Source organism: Pseudomonas sp. DR48, assembly GCF_019823085.1.
Classification (GTDB): Bacteria; Pseudomonadota; Gammaproteobacteria; order Pseudomonadales; family Pseudomonadaceae; genus Aquipseudomonas.
The window spans coordinates 2,737,487-2,758,795 of the sequence record NZ_CP081946.1; the positions used below are offsets into that span (position 1 = coordinate 2,737,487).

General features: G+C 58.6%; 20 protein-coding genes. 15 read left to right on the plus strand and 5 right to left on the minus strand.

Going from position 1 to position 21,309, the window contains the following annotated elements:
* Positions 1 to 50: 50 nt before the first annotated feature.
* From hxsA2 to hxsC, 4 genes are read left to right on the plus strand one after another with little or no spacing between them, the layout of a single operon-like run.
* Positions 51 to 308 carry a His-Xaa-Ser repeat protein HxsA2 gene (gene hxsA2 / locus K5K95_RS33595; RefSeq protein ID WP_409999726.1) on the plus strand — a complete coding sequence of 86 codons (258 nt, stop codon included), beginning with the start codon at positions 51 to 53 and terminating at the stop codon, positions 306 to 308.
* A complete protein-coding gene (hxsD, locus tag K5K95_RS12360) occupies positions 308 to 610 on the plus strand; it encodes a His-Xaa-Ser system protein HxsD (protein WP_222589662.1) in 303 nt (100 codons plus the stop codon). The genes hxsA2 and hxsD overlap by 1 nt, the downstream gene beginning before the upstream one ends.
* The gene (hxsB, locus tag K5K95_RS12365; protein WP_222589663.1) at positions 603 to 2,060 is read left to right on the plus strand and encodes a His-Xaa-Ser system radical SAM maturase HxsB; all 1,458 of its coding nucleotides are present in this window, start codon (positions 603 to 605) and stop codon (positions 2,058 to 2,060) included. Before hxsD ends, hxsB begins: the two co-directional genes overlap by 8 nt.
* Positions 2,054 to 3,217 carry a His-Xaa-Ser system radical SAM maturase HxsC gene (hxsC, locus tag K5K95_RS12370; RefSeq protein WP_222590331.1) on the plus strand — a complete coding sequence of 388 codons (1,164 nt, stop codon included), beginning with the start codon at positions 2,054 to 2,056 and terminating at the stop codon, positions 3,215 to 3,217. Before hxsB ends, hxsC begins: the two co-directional genes overlap by 7 nt.
* Positions 3,218 to 3,341: 124 nt before the next feature.
* Here the strand turns inward: hxsC and K5K95_RS12375 are convergent, their stop codons facing one another.
* The gene (locus K5K95_RS12375) at positions 3,342 to 4,289 is read right to left on the minus strand and encodes a LysR family transcriptional regulator (protein WP_222590332.1); all 948 of its coding nucleotides are present in this window, start codon (positions 4,287 to 4,289) and stop codon (positions 3,342 to 3,344) included.
* Between the two features lie 162 nt (positions 4,290 to 4,451).
* Between K5K95_RS12375 and K5K95_RS12380 the strand changes: the two genes are divergently transcribed.
* A complete protein-coding gene (locus K5K95_RS12380) occupies positions 4,452 to 5,978 on the plus strand; it encodes a CoA-acylating methylmalonate-semialdehyde dehydrogenase (RefSeq protein ID WP_222589664.1) in 1,527 nt (508 codons plus the stop codon).
* A gap of 10 nt (positions 5,979 to 5,988) precedes the next feature.
* Positions 5,989 to 6,876, plus strand: coding sequence for a 3-hydroxyisobutyrate dehydrogenase (gene mmsB, locus K5K95_RS12385; protein WP_222589665.1), 888 nt, complete (start codon positions 5,989 to 5,991; stop codon positions 6,874 to 6,876).
* Positions 6,877 to 6,972: 96 nt separating this feature from the next.
* Here the strand turns inward: mmsB and K5K95_RS12390 are convergent, their stop codons facing one another.
* Both K5K95_RS12390 and K5K95_RS12395 read right to left on the minus strand, forming a co-directional pair.
* Positions 6,973 to 7,317 carry a cupin domain-containing protein gene (locus K5K95_RS12390; protein WP_007946320.1) on the minus strand — a complete coding sequence of 115 codons (345 nt, stop codon included), beginning with the start codon at positions 7,315 to 7,317 and terminating at the stop codon, positions 6,973 to 6,975.
* A gap of 112 nt (positions 7,318 to 7,429) precedes the next feature.
* Positions 7,430 to 8,311, minus strand: a complete 882-nt coding sequence (locus K5K95_RS12395) for a LysR substrate-binding domain-containing protein (RefSeq protein ID WP_222589666.1) — start codon at positions 8,309 to 8,311, stop codon at positions 7,430 to 7,432.
* Between the two features lie 233 nt (positions 8,312 to 8,544).
* Between K5K95_RS12395 and K5K95_RS12400 the strand changes: the two genes are divergently transcribed.
* Positions 8,545 to 9,309 carry a sulfite exporter TauE/SafE family protein gene (locus K5K95_RS12400; RefSeq protein ID WP_222589667.1) on the plus strand — a complete coding sequence of 255 codons (765 nt, stop codon included), beginning with the start codon at positions 8,545 to 8,547 and terminating at the stop codon, positions 9,307 to 9,309.
* Here K5K95_RS12400 and K5K95_RS12405 read toward each other — a convergent pair.
* Positions 9,299 to 9,613, minus strand: a complete 315-nt coding sequence (locus K5K95_RS12405; protein WP_222589668.1) for a putative quinol monooxygenase — start codon at positions 9,611 to 9,613, stop codon at positions 9,299 to 9,301. The genes K5K95_RS12400 and K5K95_RS12405 overlap by 11 nt on opposite strands.
* A 163-nt stretch (positions 9,614 to 9,776) precedes the next feature.
* Here K5K95_RS12405 and K5K95_RS12410 point away from each other — a divergent pair, with 163 nt between their 5' ends.
* From K5K95_RS12410 to K5K95_RS12445, 8 genes are all read left to right on the plus strand, one after another.
* Positions 9,777 to 10,367, plus strand: coding sequence for an NAD(P)H-dependent oxidoreductase (locus tag K5K95_RS12410; RefSeq protein WP_090175823.1), 591 nt, complete (start codon positions 9,777 to 9,779; stop codon positions 10,365 to 10,367).
* A 58-nt stretch (positions 10,368 to 10,425) separates the two neighbouring features.
* Entirely contained in the window at positions 10,426 to 11,337 is a 912-nt protein-coding gene (locus K5K95_RS12415) for a LysR family transcriptional regulator (protein WP_222589669.1), read from the plus strand.
* Between the two features lie 103 nt (positions 11,338 to 11,440).
* Positions 11,441 to 12,334 (plus strand): NAD-dependent epimerase/dehydratase family protein, encoded by an 894-nt coding sequence (locus K5K95_RS12420; RefSeq protein WP_222589670.1) that lies wholly within the window; start codon positions 11,441 to 11,443, stop codon positions 12,332 to 12,334.
* A gap of 222 nt (positions 12,335 to 12,556) precedes the next feature.
* Complete coding sequence (locus tag K5K95_RS12425; protein WP_222589671.1) at positions 12,557 to 14,002, plus strand: SulP family inorganic anion transporter; 1,446 nt, start codon at positions 12,557 to 12,559, stop codon at positions 14,000 to 14,002.
* Positions 14,003 to 14,283: 281 nt separating this feature from the next.
* On the plus strand, positions 14,284 to 15,633 hold the full coding sequence (locus K5K95_RS12430) for a gluconate:H+ symporter (protein WP_222589672.1): 1,350 nt from the start codon (positions 14,284 to 14,286) through the stop codon (positions 15,631 to 15,633).
* Positions 15,634 to 15,648: 15 nt separating this feature from the next.
* Positions 15,649 to 16,509: a MurR/RpiR family transcriptional regulator gene (locus K5K95_RS12435; RefSeq protein WP_222589673.1), complete on the plus strand. Its 861-nt coding sequence runs from the start codon at positions 15,649 to 15,651 to the stop codon at positions 16,507 to 16,509.
* A gap of 1 nt (position 16,510) precedes the next feature.
* Positions 16,511 to 17,968, plus strand: a complete 1,458-nt coding sequence (locus tag K5K95_RS12440) for an N-acyl-D-amino-acid deacylase family protein (protein ID WP_222589674.1) — start codon at positions 16,511 to 16,513, stop codon at positions 17,966 to 17,968.
* Between the two features lie 120 nt (positions 17,969 to 18,088).
* Positions 18,089 to 18,460, plus strand: coding sequence for a glyoxalase superfamily protein (locus K5K95_RS12445; protein WP_222589675.1), 372 nt, complete (start codon positions 18,089 to 18,091; stop codon positions 18,458 to 18,460).
* A gap of 52 nt (positions 18,461 to 18,512) precedes the next feature.
* Here K5K95_RS12445 and K5K95_RS12450 read toward each other — a convergent pair whose 3' ends face one another.
* On the minus strand, positions 18,513 to 21,272 hold the full coding sequence (locus tag K5K95_RS12450) for an RHS repeat-associated core domain-containing protein (RefSeq protein WP_261398146.1): 2,760 nt from the start codon (positions 21,270 to 21,272) through the stop codon (positions 18,513 to 18,515).
* Positions 21,273 to 21,309 lie beyond the last annotated feature (37 nt).

Here is a 21,309-nt window from a genome sequence, read left to right on the forward strand (position 1 = left end):
AATAATAATAAGGATATTTTGTGATGAAAAAACGCTCCTTTCTCGTACCGATGGCCACTCTCGCAGCAGCGGTAGCTACCGAACACGCTTCAGCAATTACCAATCTTGAAGTTATCAAACCCAGCACCGAGACTACGAACACATTCCAAGCTGAAGCCCCAAACGAAAACTTATCCGTTCGCGGAGGCAGTGACCAATTCGCTTTTGTTCTCAAACGCGGGGACCAAGGTCAGCTGATGGCTTACCACACGTCCCACAGCTCACATGCTTCACACTCCTCGCACTCCTCTCACACTTCAGGCTCCTGATGGCTTACTCACATAAGCTCGTTTTTGATGAGCGGCTTTACGACGCGCAGGTTTTACACAAAGCCGCTTACCGTTCGATGAATTCGCTGACGGTTGATATCGCAACCGAGGAGGCGCGGTTTGTCTGCGCCTTGTCTTCGAATATCGGCGTTGACGAGTCGTCCTTCCTATCTGCCGTTCAGGAATTCAAGAAGGATGTGCTCGACTACCAGTTGCGCCACCAACTGAGCACTGAGACGCAGGCGATCAAAAATTTGATCCTTGGACTGGCCTTTTCAAAAACCGGGCTGATTAGTGAGTAAATTCCAAAAACTTGAACTCTATACACAGCAATGTCCTTACGAGTTGCTGCCCTTTAAGTTTGACCGTCTGAATGACGACGAGTATGTAATTACCAACATGGCGGGCGAGTTCCACGTCATACCATCGTCAATGCTTGAGCCGATCATTAGCAAGACCCTTCCACTCTCATCAGAGCTGATCCCCACGCTCCGGTCCAAGCAATTCATTCGCTTCACCAATGAGCAAGCGCCACTTCAGCTCTTGGCGCTCAAAATACGCACGCGGTTGTCCAGGCTGGCCCAGTTCACCAATCTACATATCTTCGTGGTGACCCTTCGCTGTGACCACAGCTGTCCGTATTGCCAGGTATCAAGGCAGTCGGAAAGCAAAGGCGAATTCGACATGACCACGGAGATGGCAGACAAGTCGTTGGATTTTGTTTTTAGGTCACCAAACCCAGCTATCAAAATTGAATTTCAGGGTGGCGAACCACTGCTGAACTTCGAGATGGTGAGGTACGTCGTTCTTGAGGCAAAAAAGCGCAACATCAAGGAAAGGCGAGACCTGCGATTTGTCATCGCGACCACATTGTCGCTCCTGACCGATGACATGCTCGATTTCTGTAAGCAGCATCACATAGTGCTTTCATCTTCGCTGGACGGGCCAATGGATTTGCATAATGCAAATCGCCCACGGCCAGGCCGAGATAGTCACCAACGTTTCGAGGAAGGCTTGAAAAAAGCCCGTGCAGCTCTCGGCTATGACCAAGTGTCAGCCCTGATGACAACTACAGATAAGAGCCTGCCACGCGCACGTGAAATCATTGATGAATACTTGCGTCTGGGCTTTGATGGCATCTTCTTACGTACGCTCTCCCCTTACGGCTTCGCGATCAAAACCAAGAAATTCATGTCGTATGACACGGAGCGCTGGCTGGAATTTTACAAGGAAGGTCTTGAATACATCATTGAGCTGAACAAGTCCGGCATACGATTTGTAGAGCAGTACTCCTCGATTGTGCTGACGAAGATGCTGACATCAGAGGACCCTGGGTTTGTTGATTTGATGAACCCTTCCGGGGCTGGCATCGCAGCCATCGTGTTCAACTACGACGGATCGGTCTACGCCTCAGATGAAAGCCGAATGCTTGCCGAAATGGGCGACCATACGTTCCGGCTGGGCAACATTCTTGAGCATTCCTATGAGGAAATCATCCTCTCTGATCAGCTTCTGGATGCACTGGAGAACTCGTTCACTTTAAGCGCTCCAATGTGCTCTGACTGTGCATTTGAGCCTTACTGCGGCGCCGAGCCCGTCTACCATCACGCCATCCACAAGGACTTGGTTGCAAGAAAACCTGAGTCCTCTTTCTGCAAGCGAAATATGGCGATCTTCAAGCATCTCATTGAGCTGATGGAGCGTGATGAGCAAACGAAACGGATTTTTATGGGATGGGCCAATCGATGCTAAAGCTCGGCGGAAAGATTATCCGGATCCACGCCGTTGATGTTCAAAATGACCTCACCTTACTCAAAGTGGCGACCAACCGGAGTCTGCCTGAAGTTTTGCGACGAGAGATGGCTTATCTGGTTTCTGATCACCAGATCCCCCGAGGATTCGCGCACTACCTTCTGATTGAGAAGCATCGGGAGTTGGTTGAAGTGCTGCCTTCCGGCTCTGATTACTCCCTCCTACCGAATGACTACAGCTACATCAGTGATGGTGACATAGTCAGGCTTTCAGCAGATCGTCAGACTATTCGCGTACTATTTCGGGCGTCGTCGCCGAACAACAGCATTCTGATCACTGAACAGTGCAATCATTACTGCCTAATGTGCTCACAACCGCCTAAGGCTGCTGATGATTCATGGTTGCTCGATGAAGCGGAAAATCTGATTCCGTTAATCCCAAAGAACACCCCAGAGCTGGTCTTTACCGGCGGCGAGCCGACAACCAATCGCGAGCGTTTCCTCAAGATCATCAGCCTGACAAAAAGTTACCTGCCAAGAACTGCAATCCACATTCTCTCGAACGGGCGCAGCTTCAAGGACCCAGCGTTTGCTGAAAAGTATGCGCAGATTGAATTGACCGACGCGATGGTCGGCATCCCTGTCTATTCGGACGACCCAACACTGCATGACTACATCGTCCAAGCCCGAGGCGCATTCGATGAAACCATTCAGGGCATTCTCAATCTGAAGCGCTTGGGCCAGAAGGTTGAGATCCGAGTCGTCATTCACAAACTATCGGTGCAGCGCCTCCCCGAGCTATGTGAGTTCATTGCACGCAATCTGCTGTTTGTTGATCATGTGGCGCTGATGGGACTTGAGATGATGGGTTTCACCAGGGCTAATCTCGAAGAACTTTGGATCGATCCAGTCGAGTACAAAGACACGCTCAGCAAATCGGTTGGCATTCTGGCCAATTACGGCATGAATATATCGGTCTATAACCATCAGCTGTGCTTAGTGAATCCGGACATCCAGCCCTACTACCGAAAATCGATCAGCGACTGGAAAAATGAGTACGCTCCTGAGTGCCAGAGCTGCACAAAACAACGAGAGTGCGGGGGCTTTTTCGCATCAGGTGTTAAGTTCGGCTACAGCAAGCACCTAATCCCATTCTGACTTTGGCTTTACGCCACTGTAAAAACCTTTCGACTGTCACAAGTAGTGTCTGACCCCTGTCACAAAACGTTGCCAAGAGTCCTCAGCAGTCGACAGGATAGGGCCCCGTTCTCCTTCCAGACTCTCAATCTGCAAACCGGAAATCCCGCGTTTCGCCCAGCAACAACGGGCCATTCAGCTCGGTTACTTCCCGGATGTAATCCCACAACAACGTGATCCGCTTGAGCTTCCTAAGATCCTCCCGGCAGTACATCCAGAACTGCCGGGTAATGTGGATCTCCTCCGGCAGCACCGGCAGCAAGCGCGGGTCTTGAGCCGCCAGGAAGCACGGCAGAATTGCCAGTGAGCGCCCTTGTTGTGCCGCGACGAATTGGGCGATCACGCTGGTGCTGCGCAGATTGGCGCTGGCGCCAGGCAAGACGTTCGCCAGGTACAGCAGCTCCGAGCTGAAGGCCAGGTCGTCCACATAGCTGATGAATTGATGCTTGCCCAAGTCTGCGGGGCGGCGAATCGGTGGGTGCTTGTCCAGATAATCCTGAGTCGCGTAGAGCTGCAGTTTGTAGTCGCAGAGCTTGCAACAAACGTAAGGGCCGTGCTCCGGACGTTCCAGGGCGATGACGATATCCGCCTCACGCTTGGACAGGCTGATGAAGTGCGGTAGCGGCAGGATATCGACCGAGATCGCCGGGTAGGCATCGACGAAATGGCTCAGCTGCGGGGTGATGAAAAAGCTGCCGAAGCCTTCGGTGCAGCCCATGCGCACATGCCCGGACAACGCCACGCCTGAACCTGAAACCTGTTCGCAGGCCATGTGCAGGGTGCTTTCAATCGATTCGGCATAACCGAGCAGTCGCTGACCTTCGGCGGTCAGGACAAAGCCGCTGGTCCGGGATTTCTCGAACAGCAAAGTGCCCAATGCGGCTTCCAGTGAACTGATGCGCCGCGAGACCGTGGTGTAGTCCACCGCCAGTCGCTTGGCCGCGGTGCTAGCCTTGCGGGTACGGGAGACTTCAAGGAAAAACTTGAGGTCATCCCAGTTCAACGAGCCTAAAGACGTGATGTTTTTTTGCATGATGGACCGGCTTTTATGTGCGTTCTTATCAGAAGTTTGCACATCTATACTCCAGGAACAGCCGGATAATCAATTCGCGGCAACCGCTTCATTGCAAGGCGACCTTTCGCCTTGGCTCCCCAGACAGCTCTCTACATAAGAACAATTTCCCGGAGACCCAATATGAACGCAACACTCACGCCAAATGAAACCACTGTGCAGAAGGTCAAGTTGTTGATCAACGGCGAGTGGGTCGAGTCGCAGACCACCGAGTGGCACGACATCGTCAACCCGGCGACCCAGCAAGTGCTGGCCAAGGTTCCGTTTGCCACCGCGCAAGAAGTTGACGCCGCGATCAGCGCCGCCCATCGCGCCTTCCAGACCTGGAAGCTGACGCCAATCGGCGCGCGGATGCGCATCATGCTCAAGCTCCAGGCGTTGATTCGTGAACACTCCAAACGCATCGCCGTGGTGCTCAGCAACGAGCAAGGCAAAACCATCGCCGACGCTGAAGGCGATATCTTCCGTGGCCTGGAAGTGGTCGAGCACGCGTGCTCCATCGGCACCCTGCAAATGGGCGAGTTCGCCGAGAACGTCGCTGGCGGCGTCGATACCTACACCCTGCGTCAGCCAATCGGCGTGTGCGCCGGTATTACCCCGTTCAACTTCCCCGCGATGATTCCGCTGTGGATGTTCCCGATGGCCATCGCTTGCGGCAACACCTTCGTGCTCAAGCCGTCCGAACAGGACCCGATGTCGACCATGCTGCTGGTGGAGCTGGCGATCGAGGCCGGCGTTCCGGCTGGCGTGCTCAACGTTGTTCACGGCGGTAAAGACGTAGTGGACGCACTCTGCACCCACAAGGACATCAAGGCTGTGTCGTTCGTTGGTTCGACCGCGGTCGGCACTCACGTCTACGACCTGGCGGGCAAACACGGCAAGCGCGTGCAATCGATGATGGGCGCGAAGAACCACGCCGTTGTGCTGCCGGACGCCAATCGTGAACAAGCGCTCAATGCTTTGGTTGGCGCCGGTTTCGGCGCGGCCGGTCAACGTTGCATGGCCACCTCCGTAGTGGTGTTGGTGGGCGCGGCGAAACAATGGTTGCCAGACTTGAAAGCGCTGGCGCAGAAACTGACGGTGAATGCCGGCAGCGAGCCCGGCACTGACGTCGGCCCGGTGATCTCGAAAAAAGCCAAGCAGCGAATTCTTGATCTGATCGAGAGTGGCATCAAGGAAGGCGCCAAGCTTGAGCTGGACGGTCGCGACATCACGGTTCCAGGCTTCGAGCAGGGCAACTTTATCGGCCCGACCCTGTTTTCCGGCGTGACCACCGACATGCAGATCTACACCCAGGAAATCTTCGGCCCGGTGCTGGTGGTCCTGGAAGTCGCGACCCTCGATGAGGCCATTGCCCTGGTCAACGCCAACCCGTTCGGCAACGGCACGGGCCTGTTCACCCAAAGCGGTGCGGCAGCGCGCAAGTTCCAGAGCGAAATCGACGTTGGCCAGGTCGGCATCAACATCCCGATTCCTGTGCCGGTCCCGTTCTTCAGCTTCACCGGTTCGCGCGGTTCCAAACTCGGCGACCTCGGCCCGTATGGCAAGCAAGTGGTGCAGTTCTACACTCAGACCAAGACCGTCACCAGTCGCTGGTTCGATGACAGCAGCGTCAACGACGGTGTGAACACCACCATCAACTTGCGTTAAGGAGCCGGACATGAAAATCGCTTTTATCGGTCTCGGCAACATGGGCGCGCCGATGGCGCGCAACCTGATCAAGGCTGGCCACTCGCTGCGGCTGGTCGATCTGAACAAGACCGTTCTGGCTGAGCTGGAGCAATTGGGCGGCAGCATCAGCGCTTCGGCGCGTGAAGCGGCCCAAGACGCAGAAATGGTGATCACCATGCTGCCTGCCGCTGTACATGTGCGCAGCGTATGGCTGGGTGAAGATGGCGTGCTCGCTGGTATCGGCAAGGGTGTACCCGCCGTGGATTGCAGCACCATCGACCCGCAAACCGCGCGCGATGTCGCAGCAGCTGCGGCCAAGCAGGGCGTGGCCATGGCCGATGCGCCGGTGTCTGGCGGGACGGGCGGAGCGGCGGCGGGCACGCTGACCTTCATGGTCGGCGCCACGCCTGAACTGTTCGCCACCCTGCAACCGGTGCTGGCGCAAATGGGCCGAAACATTGTTCATTGCGGCGAAGTCGGCACCGGGCAAATCGCCAAGATCTGCAACAACCTGCTGCTGGGGATTTCCATGGTCGGCGTCAGTGAAGCCATGGCCCTGGGCGATGCTCTGGGGATCGACACCACGGTGCTGGCCGGGATCATCAACAGTTCCACCGGGCGTTGCTGGAGTTCGGAGATGTACAACCCATGGCCGGGCATCGTCGAAACGGCGCCGGCGTCGCGCGGTTATACCGGCGGTTTCGGTGCGGAACTGATGCTCAAGGATTTGGGGTTGGCCACGGAAGCGGCACGTCAGGCGCACCAACCGGTGATGCTCGGCGCGTTGGCCCAGCAGTTGTATCAGGCGATGAGCCAGCGTGGAGAGGGTGGAAAAGACTTCTCGGCGATCATCAACAGCTATCGCAAACCCCAATAAGGGGACATTCCGGGATTGTGGCGAGGGGGCTCGCCACAAGCTCGTGTAACGCTATTTGCCGGGAGACCACGTCGGGTGGTCCCCCGGTTTTTTGCATCAGGCAAACACGAAATACTTGCGTACGGTTTCAACCACTTCCCAGGTGCCTTTCATACCCGGCTCGATGACAAAAATATCACCGGCACGCAGGTGGATCGGCTCTTTCCCTTCCGGGGTGATGATGCAATAGCCTTCGCGGAAATCGCAGTATTCCCACTTCACGTATTCCACGTACCACTTGCCCGGCGTGCAGATCCAGGTGCCCATGATCTTGCTGCCGTCTTCGCTGGTGTAGGCATTGAGGTTGACGGTGTGCGGGTCGCCTTCGAGTTTTTCCCATTTGCAGGCGTCGAGCACCGGCAGTGGGTGGGTATCGCGAAGGACGGTAATCGGTGCGGTCATGTGGACTCCGGGACAGTGGACTAGAGAACTGAAGTCGCACCCTATAGCGCCCATCCCCCGGCCAGTTGTCTGGGGTCGACATCGAAGTATCCAGAAACGCGCGAATTCGAAACTAAAGGGTCAACGCCTCGAGCAGCGCCTTCGCGTAGCCGGGCAACACGGCAAAGTCCCGGGCGCCGATCAGGAGTTTGCGCTGAGCCCATGAATCTTGCAGCGCGAGGCTCTTGAAGGGTGGATCCCCCGGCCAGCGCTCGACGGCCGCGAGGGGCACGATCGCCAGCCCGGCACCGCGAGTGACCATGCGCATCACCCCGTCGAAACCGTCGGCGCGCACGCGGATCTTCAGGCGCGAACCGATGTGCAACGCCTGTTCTTCGAGGTACACGGCCAGGGCGCTGTTGGCGTTCAGGCCTACGAAATCGTGGTGCAGGGTGTCGCTGAAACTCAAGGATTCGCTGTCGGCCAGCGGATGGTCGGGCGGTAGGATCAGGACCAGCGGGTCATCGCGAAAGGCGCGGGTCTGCAGGTCACTGGTGTCGACGGCGTCGGACACGATACCCAAGTCGGCCGCGCCCTGACGCAACGCGTGGGTGATGCGGGCGCTGGGCAACTCTTGAAGGTCGATGTCGAGGTTGGGGTGCTCGCGCAGAAAGTCGGCGAGCAACTCTGGCAGGTATTCGGTGATCGCCGTGGTGTTGCACAGCAACCGTACCTGGCCTTTGACGCCTTTGGCGTATTCCGCGAGATCCTGTTGCATGCGTTCGGCCTGTTGCAGCAAGGTCCGGGCGTGTTTGGCCAACGCCTTGCCAGCCGGTGTGGGCGCGACGCCGCGACGACCGCGTTGCAGAAATTCGATACCGAGCGAAGACTCCATGGCGCGGATTCGCGCGCTGGCCGCTGCCAGAGACAGATGACTGCGGGCGGCTCCGGCGGTGATGTTGCCCGTGTCGAGGATATGCAGGTAGAGGCGCAGGTCGGTGAGGTCGAAGTGCATTGTCACAGCCTCGGAAGGTTTGTTGTCTGGGCGGACGCTTTCGCGGGCAAGCCCGCTCCCACAGGGATCTTCAGTGAATAGAGAGTTCATATTCACATCGGCCAACTGTGGGAGCGGGCTTGCCCGCGATGGCGTCCGCGACCGCAGCGAAAGTTTCAGCCTCTGTCAAAGCAAGAGGCAGCCTCAGTATATGGCAGATTTTCAAGCGGCCAATCGAGGCTCACCATAGCCCCATGAATACTCTTGCCGCGTTCTATCAAAACCTCGGCCTGGCCCTTTCGTTATTGGTCATCGCCACCTTCTTGCTGGCCGGCATGATCAAGGGCGTAATCGGGCTCGGCCTGCCCACCATCGCCATGGGGTTACTCGGCCTGGCTATGGCGCCGTCACAGGCTGCTGCACTGTTGATCATTCCAGCGACTCTCACCAATGTCTGGCAGTTGGCATTCGGCGGGCACTTGCGTGGGCTGGTCCAACGGCTGTGGCCGATGCTGCTGGCGATCTTCATCGGCACTGGCGTCGGTACGCTGTGGATTGGCATGGCGGGTGGTCATTGGGTGGTGCGGGGTTTGGGCGCTGCGTTGTTGCTCTATGCGTTGAGCGGATTGTTCCTGCCGACCTTGCGCATCGATGGCCCAGGCGAGCGCTGGCTTGGCCCGCTGTGCGGCTTGCTGACCGGCATCATCACCTCGGCCACCGGCGTCTTCGTGATTCCGGCAGTGCCTTATCTGCAAGCCCTTGGTTTGACCCGGGATGAACTGGTGCAGGCGCTGGGACTGTCGTTCACCGTCTCGACGCTCGCACTGGCCGCCGGGTTGTTTTGGCGCGGCGCGTTGGGGAGCGGCGAATTGAGCGCGTCATTGCTGGCGCTGATCCCCGCGATCCTCGGCATGTTACTGGGCCAATGGCTGCGTCAGCGGATCAGTGCCGTGTTGTTCAAGCGCGTGTTCTTCGTGGGCCTCGGGGTGCTCGGCAGCCACTTGCTGATCAACGGGTAGCGGACGAAGGGCTGAGCATGTCGATGGCGCGGATATCGAAATCCCGTTCCAGGTACTCCATGCGCATCTCCCGGAACTGCGCCATGTGCGGCAGGTTCGAGTGCATGTCGAGGTGGGCCTGGGATTGCCAGATCTCGAAGAAGATAAACAGCGTCGGGTCCTGTTTATCGCGCAGCATGTGGTATTCGATGCAGCCGGGCTCGGCGCGACTCGCCTCTACATAACCGCTGAAAAAAGCTTCGAAGGCGTCGGATTTTTCCGGGCGGGTCTTGGCGTGCAGGATGAAGCCTTGCAAATCACTCATCAAAAAAACTCTTGAAGTCAGAATCGGCCGCAAGTCTACGGCAACAATTACCGGTCTATTCGTGCGTGTAGGTCAAATGAATTTTGCCCATTTGCCGCTTACTCCGCGCGAAGCAGATCGCTAACCTGCCGCCATCCAATTTCTGACCCTTATGAGACCTTTCATGAAAAAAGTCCTGTTGCTCAATGGCGGCAAAAAATTTGCCCACTCCGATGGCCGCTATAACACCACCCTGCACGACACCGCGCTGAGCGTGCTGGATCGCGGCGGTCTGGACGTGAAAACCACGTTCATCGACGAGGGTTACGACGTCGCCGAAGAAGTCGCCAAATTCCTTTGGGCCGACGTGATCATTTATCAGATGCCTGGCTGGTGGATGGGCGCGCCGTGGACCGTCAAGAAGTACATCGACGAAGTCTTCACCGAAGGTCACGGCAGCCTCTATGCCAGTGACGGCCGCACCCGTTCCGACGCCTCGCAAAAATACGGCAGCGGTGGTCTGGTGCACGGCAAGCAATACATGTTGTCGCTGACCTGGAACGCGCCGCAGCAAGCCTTCGACGACCCGACCGACTTCTTCGAAGCCAAGGGCGTGGACGCGGTGTATTTCCCGTTCCACAAGGCCAACGAGTTCCTCGGCATGACCGGTTTGCCGACGTTCCTGTGTGTCGACGTCATGAAACGCCCGAACATCGAAGCCGATGTCGCACGCTATGAGCAGCATTTGACCGAGGTGTTCGGCCTGCCGGCGTAAGGTTCCTTTTGCCCCGCATCCAGCTACTATCAAGCCAGTTTTTGAATGAGGGGCATCCGTGAAAGCCAGATCCGATGAATTGCAGATTTTCGTCTGCGTGATTGAGTGCGGGTCGATTTCCGCTGCGGCCGAACAGGTCGGGCAAACGCCTTCGGCGGTGAGTCGCACGCTGTCGCGGCTGGAGGCCAAGCTCGATACCACGTTGATCAACCGCACCACGCGGCGCATGGACCTGACGGAGGAGGGCAAGTATTTCTTCGAGCACGCCAAGTTGATTCTCGATCAGATGGACGAACTTGAAGAACGCCTCAACTCCCGTCAGCAAACCCCGTCCGGGCGCCTGCGGATCAACGCGGCATCACCGTTCATGCTGCATGCCATCGTGCCGTACATCGATGAGTTTCGCCGGCTTTACCCCGACATCCAGCTTGAACTCAACAGCAACGACTTGATCATCGACTTGCTCGAGCAAAGCACCGACATCGCCATCCGCATCGGCACGCTGGCCGACTCGACCTTGCACGCCCGCTCCCTGGGTTGCAGCCCGCTGCACATCGTTGCCAGCCCCGCTTACCTTGAGCAACACGGCACGCCCAAGACTGTCGAGGAGTTGAGCGGGCACTCATTGTTGGGCTTTACCCACAACGAAGGCCTCAACCAGTGGCCGTTGCGCTATGTGCACGGTGATCGCTGGCCGATCCAGGCGGCGATCGGCGCATCCAGCGGTGAGACGATCCGGCAACTGGCGCTGGAAGGCCAGGGCATTGCCAGCCTCTCGCATTTCATGACCATCGAGGACATTCGTGCCGGGCGCTTGAAAGTGCTGCTGGCCGAATTCAACAGCGGCTACCGCCAACCGATCAACGCGGTGTACTACCGAAACTCGCAACTGGCCTTGCGGATTCAGTGTTTCCTGGACTTCATCCAGGGCAAGTTGGCGGTCTACGCGAATTCGGACTTCAAGGGCTGATTCGTGATTCCTGCGCAAGAGTGAATTGGGTCAACAGGGATTTTTCGCCTGCGATCAGTCCCTGATACTCGTTGCATCACTTATTAACGCAGGGAGTTTCTCCATGAACGTATTCGTTACCGGCGCTGCTGGTTTCATCGGTGGCTCCATCGCCACCGGCCTGGTCCGGGCTGGCCACAAGGTCACTGGCCTGGTTCGCAGCGAAGCACAAGCCAATGAACTGAGCGCACTGGGCATCACGCCGGTGATCGGCACGCTTGACGACAGCGCGCTGTTGGCCAAACAGGCCCAGGCTGCCGACGCCGTCATCAATGCCGCGAGCAGCGACCATCGTGGCGCAGTCGAGGCCTTGCTCAATGCGTTGCGCGGCTCTAACAAAGTGTTCCTGCACACCAGCGGTTCGAGCATCGTCGGCGATGCGTCGGGCGGCAAATCCAGTGACGTCATCTACGTTGAGGACAACCTGCCGGAACCGACTGTCGACAAGGCTGCTCGTGTGGCCATCGACAACTTGATTCTCGCTGCTGCGAAAGATGGCGTGAACTCGGCGGTGATCTGCAACACCCTGATCTACGGCCACAGCCTGGGCGTCAATCGCGACAGCGTGCAACTGCCACGCCTGCTGAAACAGGCGCGCAAAAGTGGCGTGGTGCGGCATGTCGGCACTGGCCAGAACATCTGGTCCAACGTGCACATTGAAGATGTGGTGTGCGTTTACCTGCTGGCGCTGACCAAGAACGTACCGGGCACGTTCTACTTCGTCGAAAGCGGTGAGGCGTCGTTCATCGACATGACCACCGCCATGGCGCAGGCCTTGAAACTGGACGCGCCACAAGACTGGCCGCTCAAGGACGCCGAAGCCGAGTGGGGTTATGAAATGGCCAACTATGGTCTGGGCTCCAACAGCCGGGTACGTGGCAAACATGCCCGTGAATTGCTGGGTTGGGCGCCGAAGCGGACGTCGGTGGTTGATTGGATTCGTGACGAGATGGTGTGAGTTCGCTGTAGACCGCGTCATCGTTTATCGCGAGCAGGCTCGCTCCCACAGGGGACTTGTGTCGATCCGCAAAAATGGGAACGACGCAGGACAAATGTGGGAGCGAGCCTGCTCGCGATTGCATTTCAGGCGTCCGGACAACTGGCCGGTTCGTCTTCGATTCCGTAACATCCGCTACCTCTTTTTCGGCCACGTCTTGTGGCCCGTATCGTTGGGTTAGCCATGAAATCAAAAAGTCTGCGCGCCGATGTCCTGGCCGGACTCACCACTTCTTTTGCCCTGCTTCCCGAATGCATCGCCTTCGCGCTGGTGGCCCACCTCAACCCGTTGATGGGGCTTTATGGCGCGTTCATCATTTGCACCCTGACCGCGCTTTTCGGCGGACGTCCGGGCATGGTCTCCGGTGCGGCCGGGTCGATGGCTGTGGTGATTGTTGCCTTGGTGGTGCAGCACGGGGTGCAGTATTTGCTGGCCACGGTATTGCTCGGCGGTTTGATCATGCTGGCGTTCGGGCTGCTCAAGCTTGGCAAACTGGTGCGGATGGTGCCGCATCCGGTGATGCTCGGCTTCGTCAACGGCCTGGCAATCATCATTGCGCTGGCTCAGCTTGAGCACTTCAAGAGTGGTGACGTCTGGCTCAGTGGCGCGCCGCTCTACCTGATGACCGGGCTGGTGGTGCTGACGATGGCGATCGTTTACCTGCTGCCGCGCCTGACGCGTGCGGTGCCACCGGCGCTGGTGGCGATTCTGGGCGTGGGGCTGGCGGTGTTTGTGCTCGACTTGCCGACGCGCACCCTCGGCGACATGGCGCACATCGCTGGCGGCTTGCCGACGTTTGCGCTGCCTGACATTCCATGGAGCCTGGACACCCTGCGGATCATCGCGCCCTACGCGATTTTGATGGCGCTGGTCGGCCTGCTGGAAACCCTGTTGACCCTGAACCTCACCGACGAGATCACCGAGAGCCGTGGCTTTCCGGATCGCGAATGCGTGGCGCTGGGCGCGGCAAACATGGTCTCCGGCGTATTCGGCGGCATGGGCGGTTGCGCGATGATCGGCCAGACAGTGATCAACCTCAGCTCCGGCGGACGCGGACGATTGTCCGGGGTGGTGGCCGGGGTGCTGATTCTGTTGTTCATTCTGTTTCTCTCGCCGCTGATCGAGCGCATTCCCTTGGCTGCGCTGGTCGGCGTGATGTTCGTGGTGTCGCAACAGACCTTTGCCTGGGCGTCGTTGCGGGTGCTGAACAAGGTGCCGCTGAACGATGTGTTGGTCATCATCGCGGTCACGGTCATTACCGTGTTCACCGACCTGGCCACCGCCGTGCTCTGCGGGATCATCATTGCTGCGCTCAACTTTGCCTGGCAGCAGGCTCGCGAGCTCTATGCCGACAGTCATCTGGAAGCCGACGGCAGCAAGCTTTATCACCTGCATGGCACGCTGTTCTTCGCCTCGACCACGCCATTTCTCAATCAATTCGATCCTGCCAACGACCCGCCCGTGGTGACGATCGATTGCCGGCACCTGAGCTTTGTCGACTACTCGGCCATCGCCGCGCTGAAGACGCTGCGTGAACGCTACGACAAGGCCGGCAAGCACCTGCGCGTGCTGCACTTGTCCGAGCGCTGCAAGAAACTGCTCAAGCGCGCCCGGGTGAATCACGACTGAATTTGATGATCGTTCCCACGCTCTGCGTGGGAATGCCTCACTGGACGCTCCGCGTCCGCTTTGGGACGCAGAGCGTCCCTGGCTGCGTTCCCACGCAGAGCCTGGGAACGATCGGCATGTAAATTCTCCTATCCGATTTTCATATCGACCGACCGCGCATATTTCTAAGCGACAACCCTTACCCTTGCACGAAAATTAGTTTCACCTCGTTTGAAAATCGCCTCTCGAAATGTTTTATGACTTTCACAATCTTTCGACGTGACCCTTTCGAGGAGTACCGCATGACCCTGTCCTTCGGCTATTGGCTGCTGGTGTACGCCGCCATCGCCATCATTGCGCTGATCGTTCTGATCGCCCGTTACCGACTCAATCCGTTCATTGTGATTACCCTGGTGTCCATCGGCCTGGCCTTGCTCGCCGGCATGCCGGCGTCCGGCGTGGTCGGCGCCTATGAGGCGGGTGTCGGCAAAACCCTGGGGCACATCGCGCTGGTGGTGGCGCTGGGAACCATGCTCGGCAAGATGATGGCCGAGTCCGGCGGCGCCGAGCAGGTGGCGCGCACCCTGATCGACCGTTTCGGCGAGAAGAACGCGCACTGGGCGATGGTCTGCATCGCCTTTCTGGTCGGCCTGCCGTTGTTCTTCGAGGTAGGTTTTGTGCTGCTGGTGCCGATTGCGTTCACCGTGGCGCGGCGCGTTGGTGTGTCGATTCTGATGGTCGGTTTGCCGATGGTCGCCGGGCTGTCGGTGGTGCATGCACTGGTGCCGCCGCACCCGGCGGCGATGCTGGCGGTGCAGGTGTACGGAGCGTCGGTCGGGCAGACGTTGATGTATGCGATTTTGATCGGCATTCCCACCGCGATCATCGCCGGGCCGCTGTACGCCAAGTTCATCGTGCCGCGCATTCAACTGCCGGCGGAAAACCCGCTGGAGCGCCAGTTCCTCGACCGCGAACCGCGTGACCGCCTGCCGGGCTTCGGCATCACCATGGCGACCATTTTGTTGCCGGTGGTGCTGATGCTGATCGGCGGCTGGGCCAACCTGATCTCCACGCCGGGCAGCGGGTTCAACCAGTTCCTGCTGTTCATCGGCAATTCGGTGATCGCCCTGTTGCTGGCGACCTTGCTGAGCTTCTGGACCCTGGGCGTTGCCCAGGGCTTCAACCGCGAGTCGATCCTCAAGTTCACCAACGAATGCCTGGCGCCCACCGCCAGCATCACCTTGCTGGTCGGCGCTGGCGGCGGCTTGAACCGGATTCTGGTGGACGCCGGGGTCACCGACCAGATCGTCAGCCTGGCCCATGAATTTCACCTGTCGCCGCTGATCATGGGCTGGCTGTTCGCCGCGCTGATGCGCATCGCCACCGGTTCGGCCACGGTGGCCATGACCACGGCCTCGGGGATTGTTGCGCCGGTGGCCATTGGTCTGGGTTATCCGCACCCGGAGCTGTTGGTGCTGGCGACGGGCGCGGGGTCGGTTATCTTTTCCCACGTCAACGACGGCGGTTTCTGGTTGATCAAGGAATACTTCAACATGACCGTTGCCCAGACCTTCAAGACCTGGACCGTGCTCGAAACCATCATTTCGCTGGTGGCGTTCGCGCTGACCGTGGGTCTTTCTTACCTGATTTAGTCGGAGCCGCTCGCCATGGACATCCTATACCAGATCCGCGCCCGTCAGGATTCCTTCAGTGCCGGCGAAGGACGCATCGCCCGGCTGATGCTCGACGACGTGGGATTTGCCTCCGCCGCCAGCCTCGATGAGCTGGCGCTGAGAGCCGAAGTCAGCACTGCCACGCTGTCGCGTTTTGCCCGCACGGTGGGCTGCCGCGACCTGCGCGACTTACGCCTGCAACTGGCTCAGGCCAGCGGTGTTGGCAGTCGCTTTCTCGACCCGGCTGGCAAGCCCGAGCAGTCGGCGTTCTATGGGCAGATCGTCGGCGATATCGAATCGACGCTGCGCCAGCATTTGTCGGCATTCGACGAATCGCGCTTCGCCGATGCGGTGAAACTGTTGGGCAAGGCGCGGATGATTCATGCGTTCGGCATGGGCGGTTGCTCGACCTTGTGCAGCGACGAACTGCAAGTGCGCCTGGTGCGATTTGGCTACCCGATTGCGGTGTGCCACGACCCGGTGATGATGCGCGTCACCTCCGCCAGCCTCGATGCCGAACGCGCGGTGATTGCCTGCTCGCTGACCGGCATCACCCCCGAACTCATTGAAGCCGTCGAGCTGGCCCGCAACTATGGCGCGCGCATTATCGCCATCACCCGCGCCGATTCGCCACTGGCACAACTGGCCGATGTGCTGCTGCCGCTGCAAGGCGTCGAAACCTCGTTTATCTACAAACCCACGGCGGCGCGCTACGGCATGCTGCTGGCCATCGACGTGCTAGCCACCGAGCTGGCGCTGGCCAATCCTGAAGACAATCAAGAACGTCTGCGGCGGATCAAACTCGCCCTGGACGATTACCGCGGCGGCGACGATCACTTGCCGCTGGGAGACTGACATGATGTACGACACGCTCATTCGCAACGCCCTGATCATCGACGGCAGCAACGCCCCCGGATATCCCGCCGACGTGGCGATTCTGAACGGCCGCATCGAGCGCATCGGCGACTTGCACGAGGCCACTGCCACCGAAGAAATCGACGCCGCCGGACGGGTGCTGGCGCCGGGTTTCATTGATGTGCACACCCACGACGACACCGTGGTGATCCGCCAGCCACAGATGCTGCCCAAGCTCAGCCAGGGCGTGACGACGGTGATCGTCGGCAACTGCGGGATCAGTGCCTCGCCGGTGAGTTTGCGCGGTGATCCGCCGGACCCGATGAACCTGCTGGGCACCTCGGCGGCTTTTGTTTATCCGAAGTTCAGCGACTATCGCGCGGCAGTCGAGGCGGCGCACACCACGCTGAACGTCGCCGCACTGGTCGGGCACACGGCGCTTCGCAGCAATCATCTTGACGACCTGATGCGCACCGCCACGCCGGATGAAATCGCAGCGATGCGCGAGCAACTGCGCGAGAGCCTCGAGGCCGGCGCGCTGGGCTTGTCCACCGGCCTGGCCTATGCCAACGCCTTTTCGGCGTCCACGGATGAAGTGATGCAATTGACCGAAGAGCTGAGCGCGTTCGGTGCGGTCTACACCACCCATTTGCGCAGCGAATTCGAGCCGGTGCTGGAAGCCATGGACGAGGCCTTCCAGATTGGCCGTCATGCCAAATCCCCGGTGATCATATCCCACCTCAAATGCGCCGGTGCCGGTAACTGGGGGCGCAGCCCGCAACTGTTGGCGTCCCTTGAACACGCCGCGAAAACCCACCCGGTGGGCTGCGATTGCTACCCCTACGCGGCGAGCTCTTCGACCCTGGACCTCAAGCAAGTCACCGACGCCCATCGCATCACCATCACCTGGTCCACGCCGCACCCGGAACTGGGTGGCCGCGACTTGATGGACATCGCCGCCGAGTGGGGTGTGCCGTTGCTCGAAGCCGCTCGCCGGCTGCAACCGGCCGGTGCGGTGTATTACGGCATGGACGAGGCCGATGTACGAAGAATCCTCGCGCATCCGCTGTCGATGGTCGGGTCTGACGGATTGCCGGAAGACCCGTTTCCGCATCCACGCTTATGGGGCGCATTCCCACGCGTGCTCGGACATTTCAGCCGCGATGTCGGGCTGTTTCCGCTGCACACCGCCGTGCACAAAATGACCGGGTTGTCGGCGGCGCGATTTGGCTTGAAGGAGCGGGGTGAAATCCGTGAAGGGCATTGGGCCGACCTGGTGTTGTTTGACCCGGTGACCATTCGTGATGTGGCTGACTTCAATGATCCGCAACGGGCGGCGGAAGGGATTGATGGCGTGTGGATCAACGGCGTGCTGAGTTACCGCGAGGGGCAGGCAAACGGTAGAAGGGAAGGGCGGTTTCTGGCGCGGGAAGGGGATTTGCGCGACGGGTTCCAGTAACGAATCCGAGCATTGGGTCACAGTGATGGCACATTGCGATTAAAGAAAGCCATGTCCAAGCCGAAGCGCTGAGATCCACCCCGACTACAATCGGGGTCTATCCAGTCAAGGAGCAACCCAATGAGCTTCGGCAAAACCACCCCGATCCTGCGGATTTTCGATGAAACCAAGGCATTGGAGTTCTACGTCGACTTCCTGGGGTTCACGGTCGACTGGCAGCATCGTTTTGAAGCCAATTTTCCGCTGTACCTGCAAGTCTCCCGTGGCGAATGCGTGCTGCACTTGTCCGAGCACCATGGCGACAGCACGCCGGGTTCGGCCTTGCGGATCGAGACCGATGAGCTCGAGGCGTTTCAGCAGCAATTGTTGGCCAAGGAATACACAATCGCGCATCCACAGATTCAGGCCATGCCGTGGGGCAGCCAGGACATGACCATTGCCGACCCGTTCGGGAACCGGTTGGTGTTTACCAATGCAATCAGTGTTGATTGAGCGAGGTTAAAACGAGGCCCGACGATTTCTCGGCAGGCCTCGCAGGGCAGCGTCAGACAAAAAATTTGCCTTGTGATTTGTTGTGTTCATTAAGCTTGAACAACAATTCCCTTCCTCTTTGTATCGTTGCACGTGCGGTGTTCACCTCACGGTGTATGGAATCGCGGCTTATGAGGCTGGAGCTTTCCACACCCACTCGATCTGTGGCTTTACCGAGTGCGCCTTTCACACCTGCGGCATAAAACTCATCCACTCCCAATTCATCAAAAGCGGCGTTGATGGCGAAAGCGTCGTGTTCCAGATAGTTGTCGAGTTCGATCAGGGCATTGTTCAAACGCTCGATTTTCTGTCCCGACAGACCTTCGAGGGCTTTGGTCGCTTGGGTCGACGATTCAAAGTTTGGAATCCACGCGCCTTTGACCTCAAGCACCTTGGTCAGAACGAAGCCGGTTGCCATCACCGATAGGTTTTTCTGGCCCGTCGCGCTCCGTGGATTGATGTCCTGCGCTTTTGCGTGCTGCCACTTGGCGTTCAAATTATAGAAAGCCGTCCGCCCTTTATGTTCTATTTCCCCAGGCTTCAGTTGGTTGGTCTGGGGATACAGCGCGACAGGCAGATGCCGTGTTGCATTGAATTTGCTGGCAAGTGCGTCGGTCGCCAATGACGTGGTGACTGTTGCCCCGACCATGCCCGCCGGACCGGTCGGTGCCGCTAACAGGCCGGCTCCCCACGCCATCAGATGCCTCGCTGCGTTATAGGCGTAGCTCTGAAACAGCCTTTTTACGATGTCTCTTTTTCGCATGCTGTTGTAGATCTGATGGTTCAGCGTTCCGACCCTGTTGTTGACTTCGGCCAAAATGCTGGAATAGGCACCTAATTCATCTTTGATGGTGGCTTCGTCTTTTTGATTGCCGTGATGATCGATGTAGCGCACGGGGTTGTTCCCGACCATGCAATATAGATTCAGTCCGTCAACCGCTCCAGCCGGGTCTGGGCTGATCCAGCGTTGCAACCAAGGCGCGTAATATCGTGCTCCGTAGTAATAGAGGCCACTGGCATCGCGCTCCTTGCCCGAGTAGCGAATGGTTCGATAACCCGCTTCCACCTGCGAGCGGGATGCTGACCAGGCCGTTCCCCCGTAGGGCAAGTAACTATCCTGACTGATCAGCCAGGCTTGGTCGTCGAGTTCCAGCGAGCTCGAACCCAGATGATCGTCGAGGCTGTAGCGCATTTGGTTTGCCGCGATGCCGGTCGGCCGACCTGTGGTCCAGTGCAGGTAGCGAATGCTGCAACGACCGGCTTTCAGGGTGATCACTTCAAGGTGTTCGTTGTTGTGGGTGCGGATTTCGAGGCCGGGCAGATAGCGGACTTCCCGGGTATGTGTCGCTGACGCTGCGAAGGTTGTTTGTATCTTGCGTACCCGTTGACCGCTGCTGTCGTAGCTGTAGCGTTCGATGTCGTCATTCCCTTCTTCACGCGGGACCAGCAGGACGCTGGCCAGTTGATTACGAGCATGCCATTGCAGCGATTGACCCGGATTCAACGCTTGCTGGTTGCCGTTGGCATCGAAGTCTGCATTTGAGTGAGGAACCGAATTGCCCTTGTTCCAGGATCGCAGACGATTGCTGGCAGTGGCGACACTGAATGTTCGGGTGTAGTTGTTGCCGTCGCGAACATGGCGCAGTTCGGTCAGGTTGCCGCCGTTGTCGTATGCATAGTGCTCGATAAAATTGAACAGTCGCCGGGTGTCAATCGGTGTCCTGCCAGAGAGGGAAAGATGCGGTTGAACGTGTTGCCCCGTCGACTCCCGACCCGTTGCGCTGGACAGTTGGTAGAGGCTGTCGTAGATAAAATTGCTGACGGCTTCGACCCGCTGGTTGCTGCCGAACTGCACCGGTTGGGCCCTGTCCTCGATCCGCGTCACGTTGCCCACGGCGTCATAGGCGTAGTGCAAATCCAGCAGGGTGCTGCCAGACACCGTTGCGCCGAGTGAGCTCAGGCGACCGCTGGCTGGATCGAACACGGCGCGGCTGACAACACCGTTCCCAGCGGTCTGGGATTCGATTTGGCCAAAGGCGTTGTAGAGAAGATCCTTCAAGATCACTTGTTCTGTCGGGGCGTCCTTGATCAGCAGGCTGATGGTCTTGAGCTGACCCGTTACATCAAACGAGAAGCGCTGTTGGTGCTGACCGGCATCAATCTGCTGGATCGCTTCTCCCAGGGCGTTGTATCGCCAAGTCGTTTCGTGGCCATCCCCCGTTTCAAGCAGAGCATTGCGATCCTTTTCGCCTGCAGGCCAGACCGGTTGTCGGGGATCGGTGAGTAAGCGTCGCGTCTGGCTAACGGGCTTGCCGCAAAGTGCGTATTCGTTGATGTGCAGGGAGCCAGCGGTGTCATCGTGACGAGTCAGTGCGCCGCATTGATTATGCCGGGCAGAGGCAGATGAGCTGTCGCCATAGCTGAGTCGTTCGATCACCCGTAATGTTTCATCTGCCGCTTGCTCCTGGATAATGGTCGGTCTCAGCTGGTCGTCGAAAGTGATTTGCCAGCCGCTGCCACGCTGATCCCAGTTGCGCAATATCTGGCCGGCATCTGCGGGCAAACTCATACGCCATCCGGCGTCTGCGCTATCGACCAACAGCGTTCTGCCGGACAGGCTGTAGACAGTCCGATTATTGGCATCAGGTACGCTGGCAAACAGGCGTGGGTCCCATTGTGCAATCTGACGCCCGGCCACGTCATGCTGTTGACGGGTGATTCGCGCCTGAGGGCTGTCATCGGCGTTGCGGCGCCAGTAGGCGATTTGCCGCACCGCCAGGCCACGGCTGTCGATGGCATTGATCGTGGGG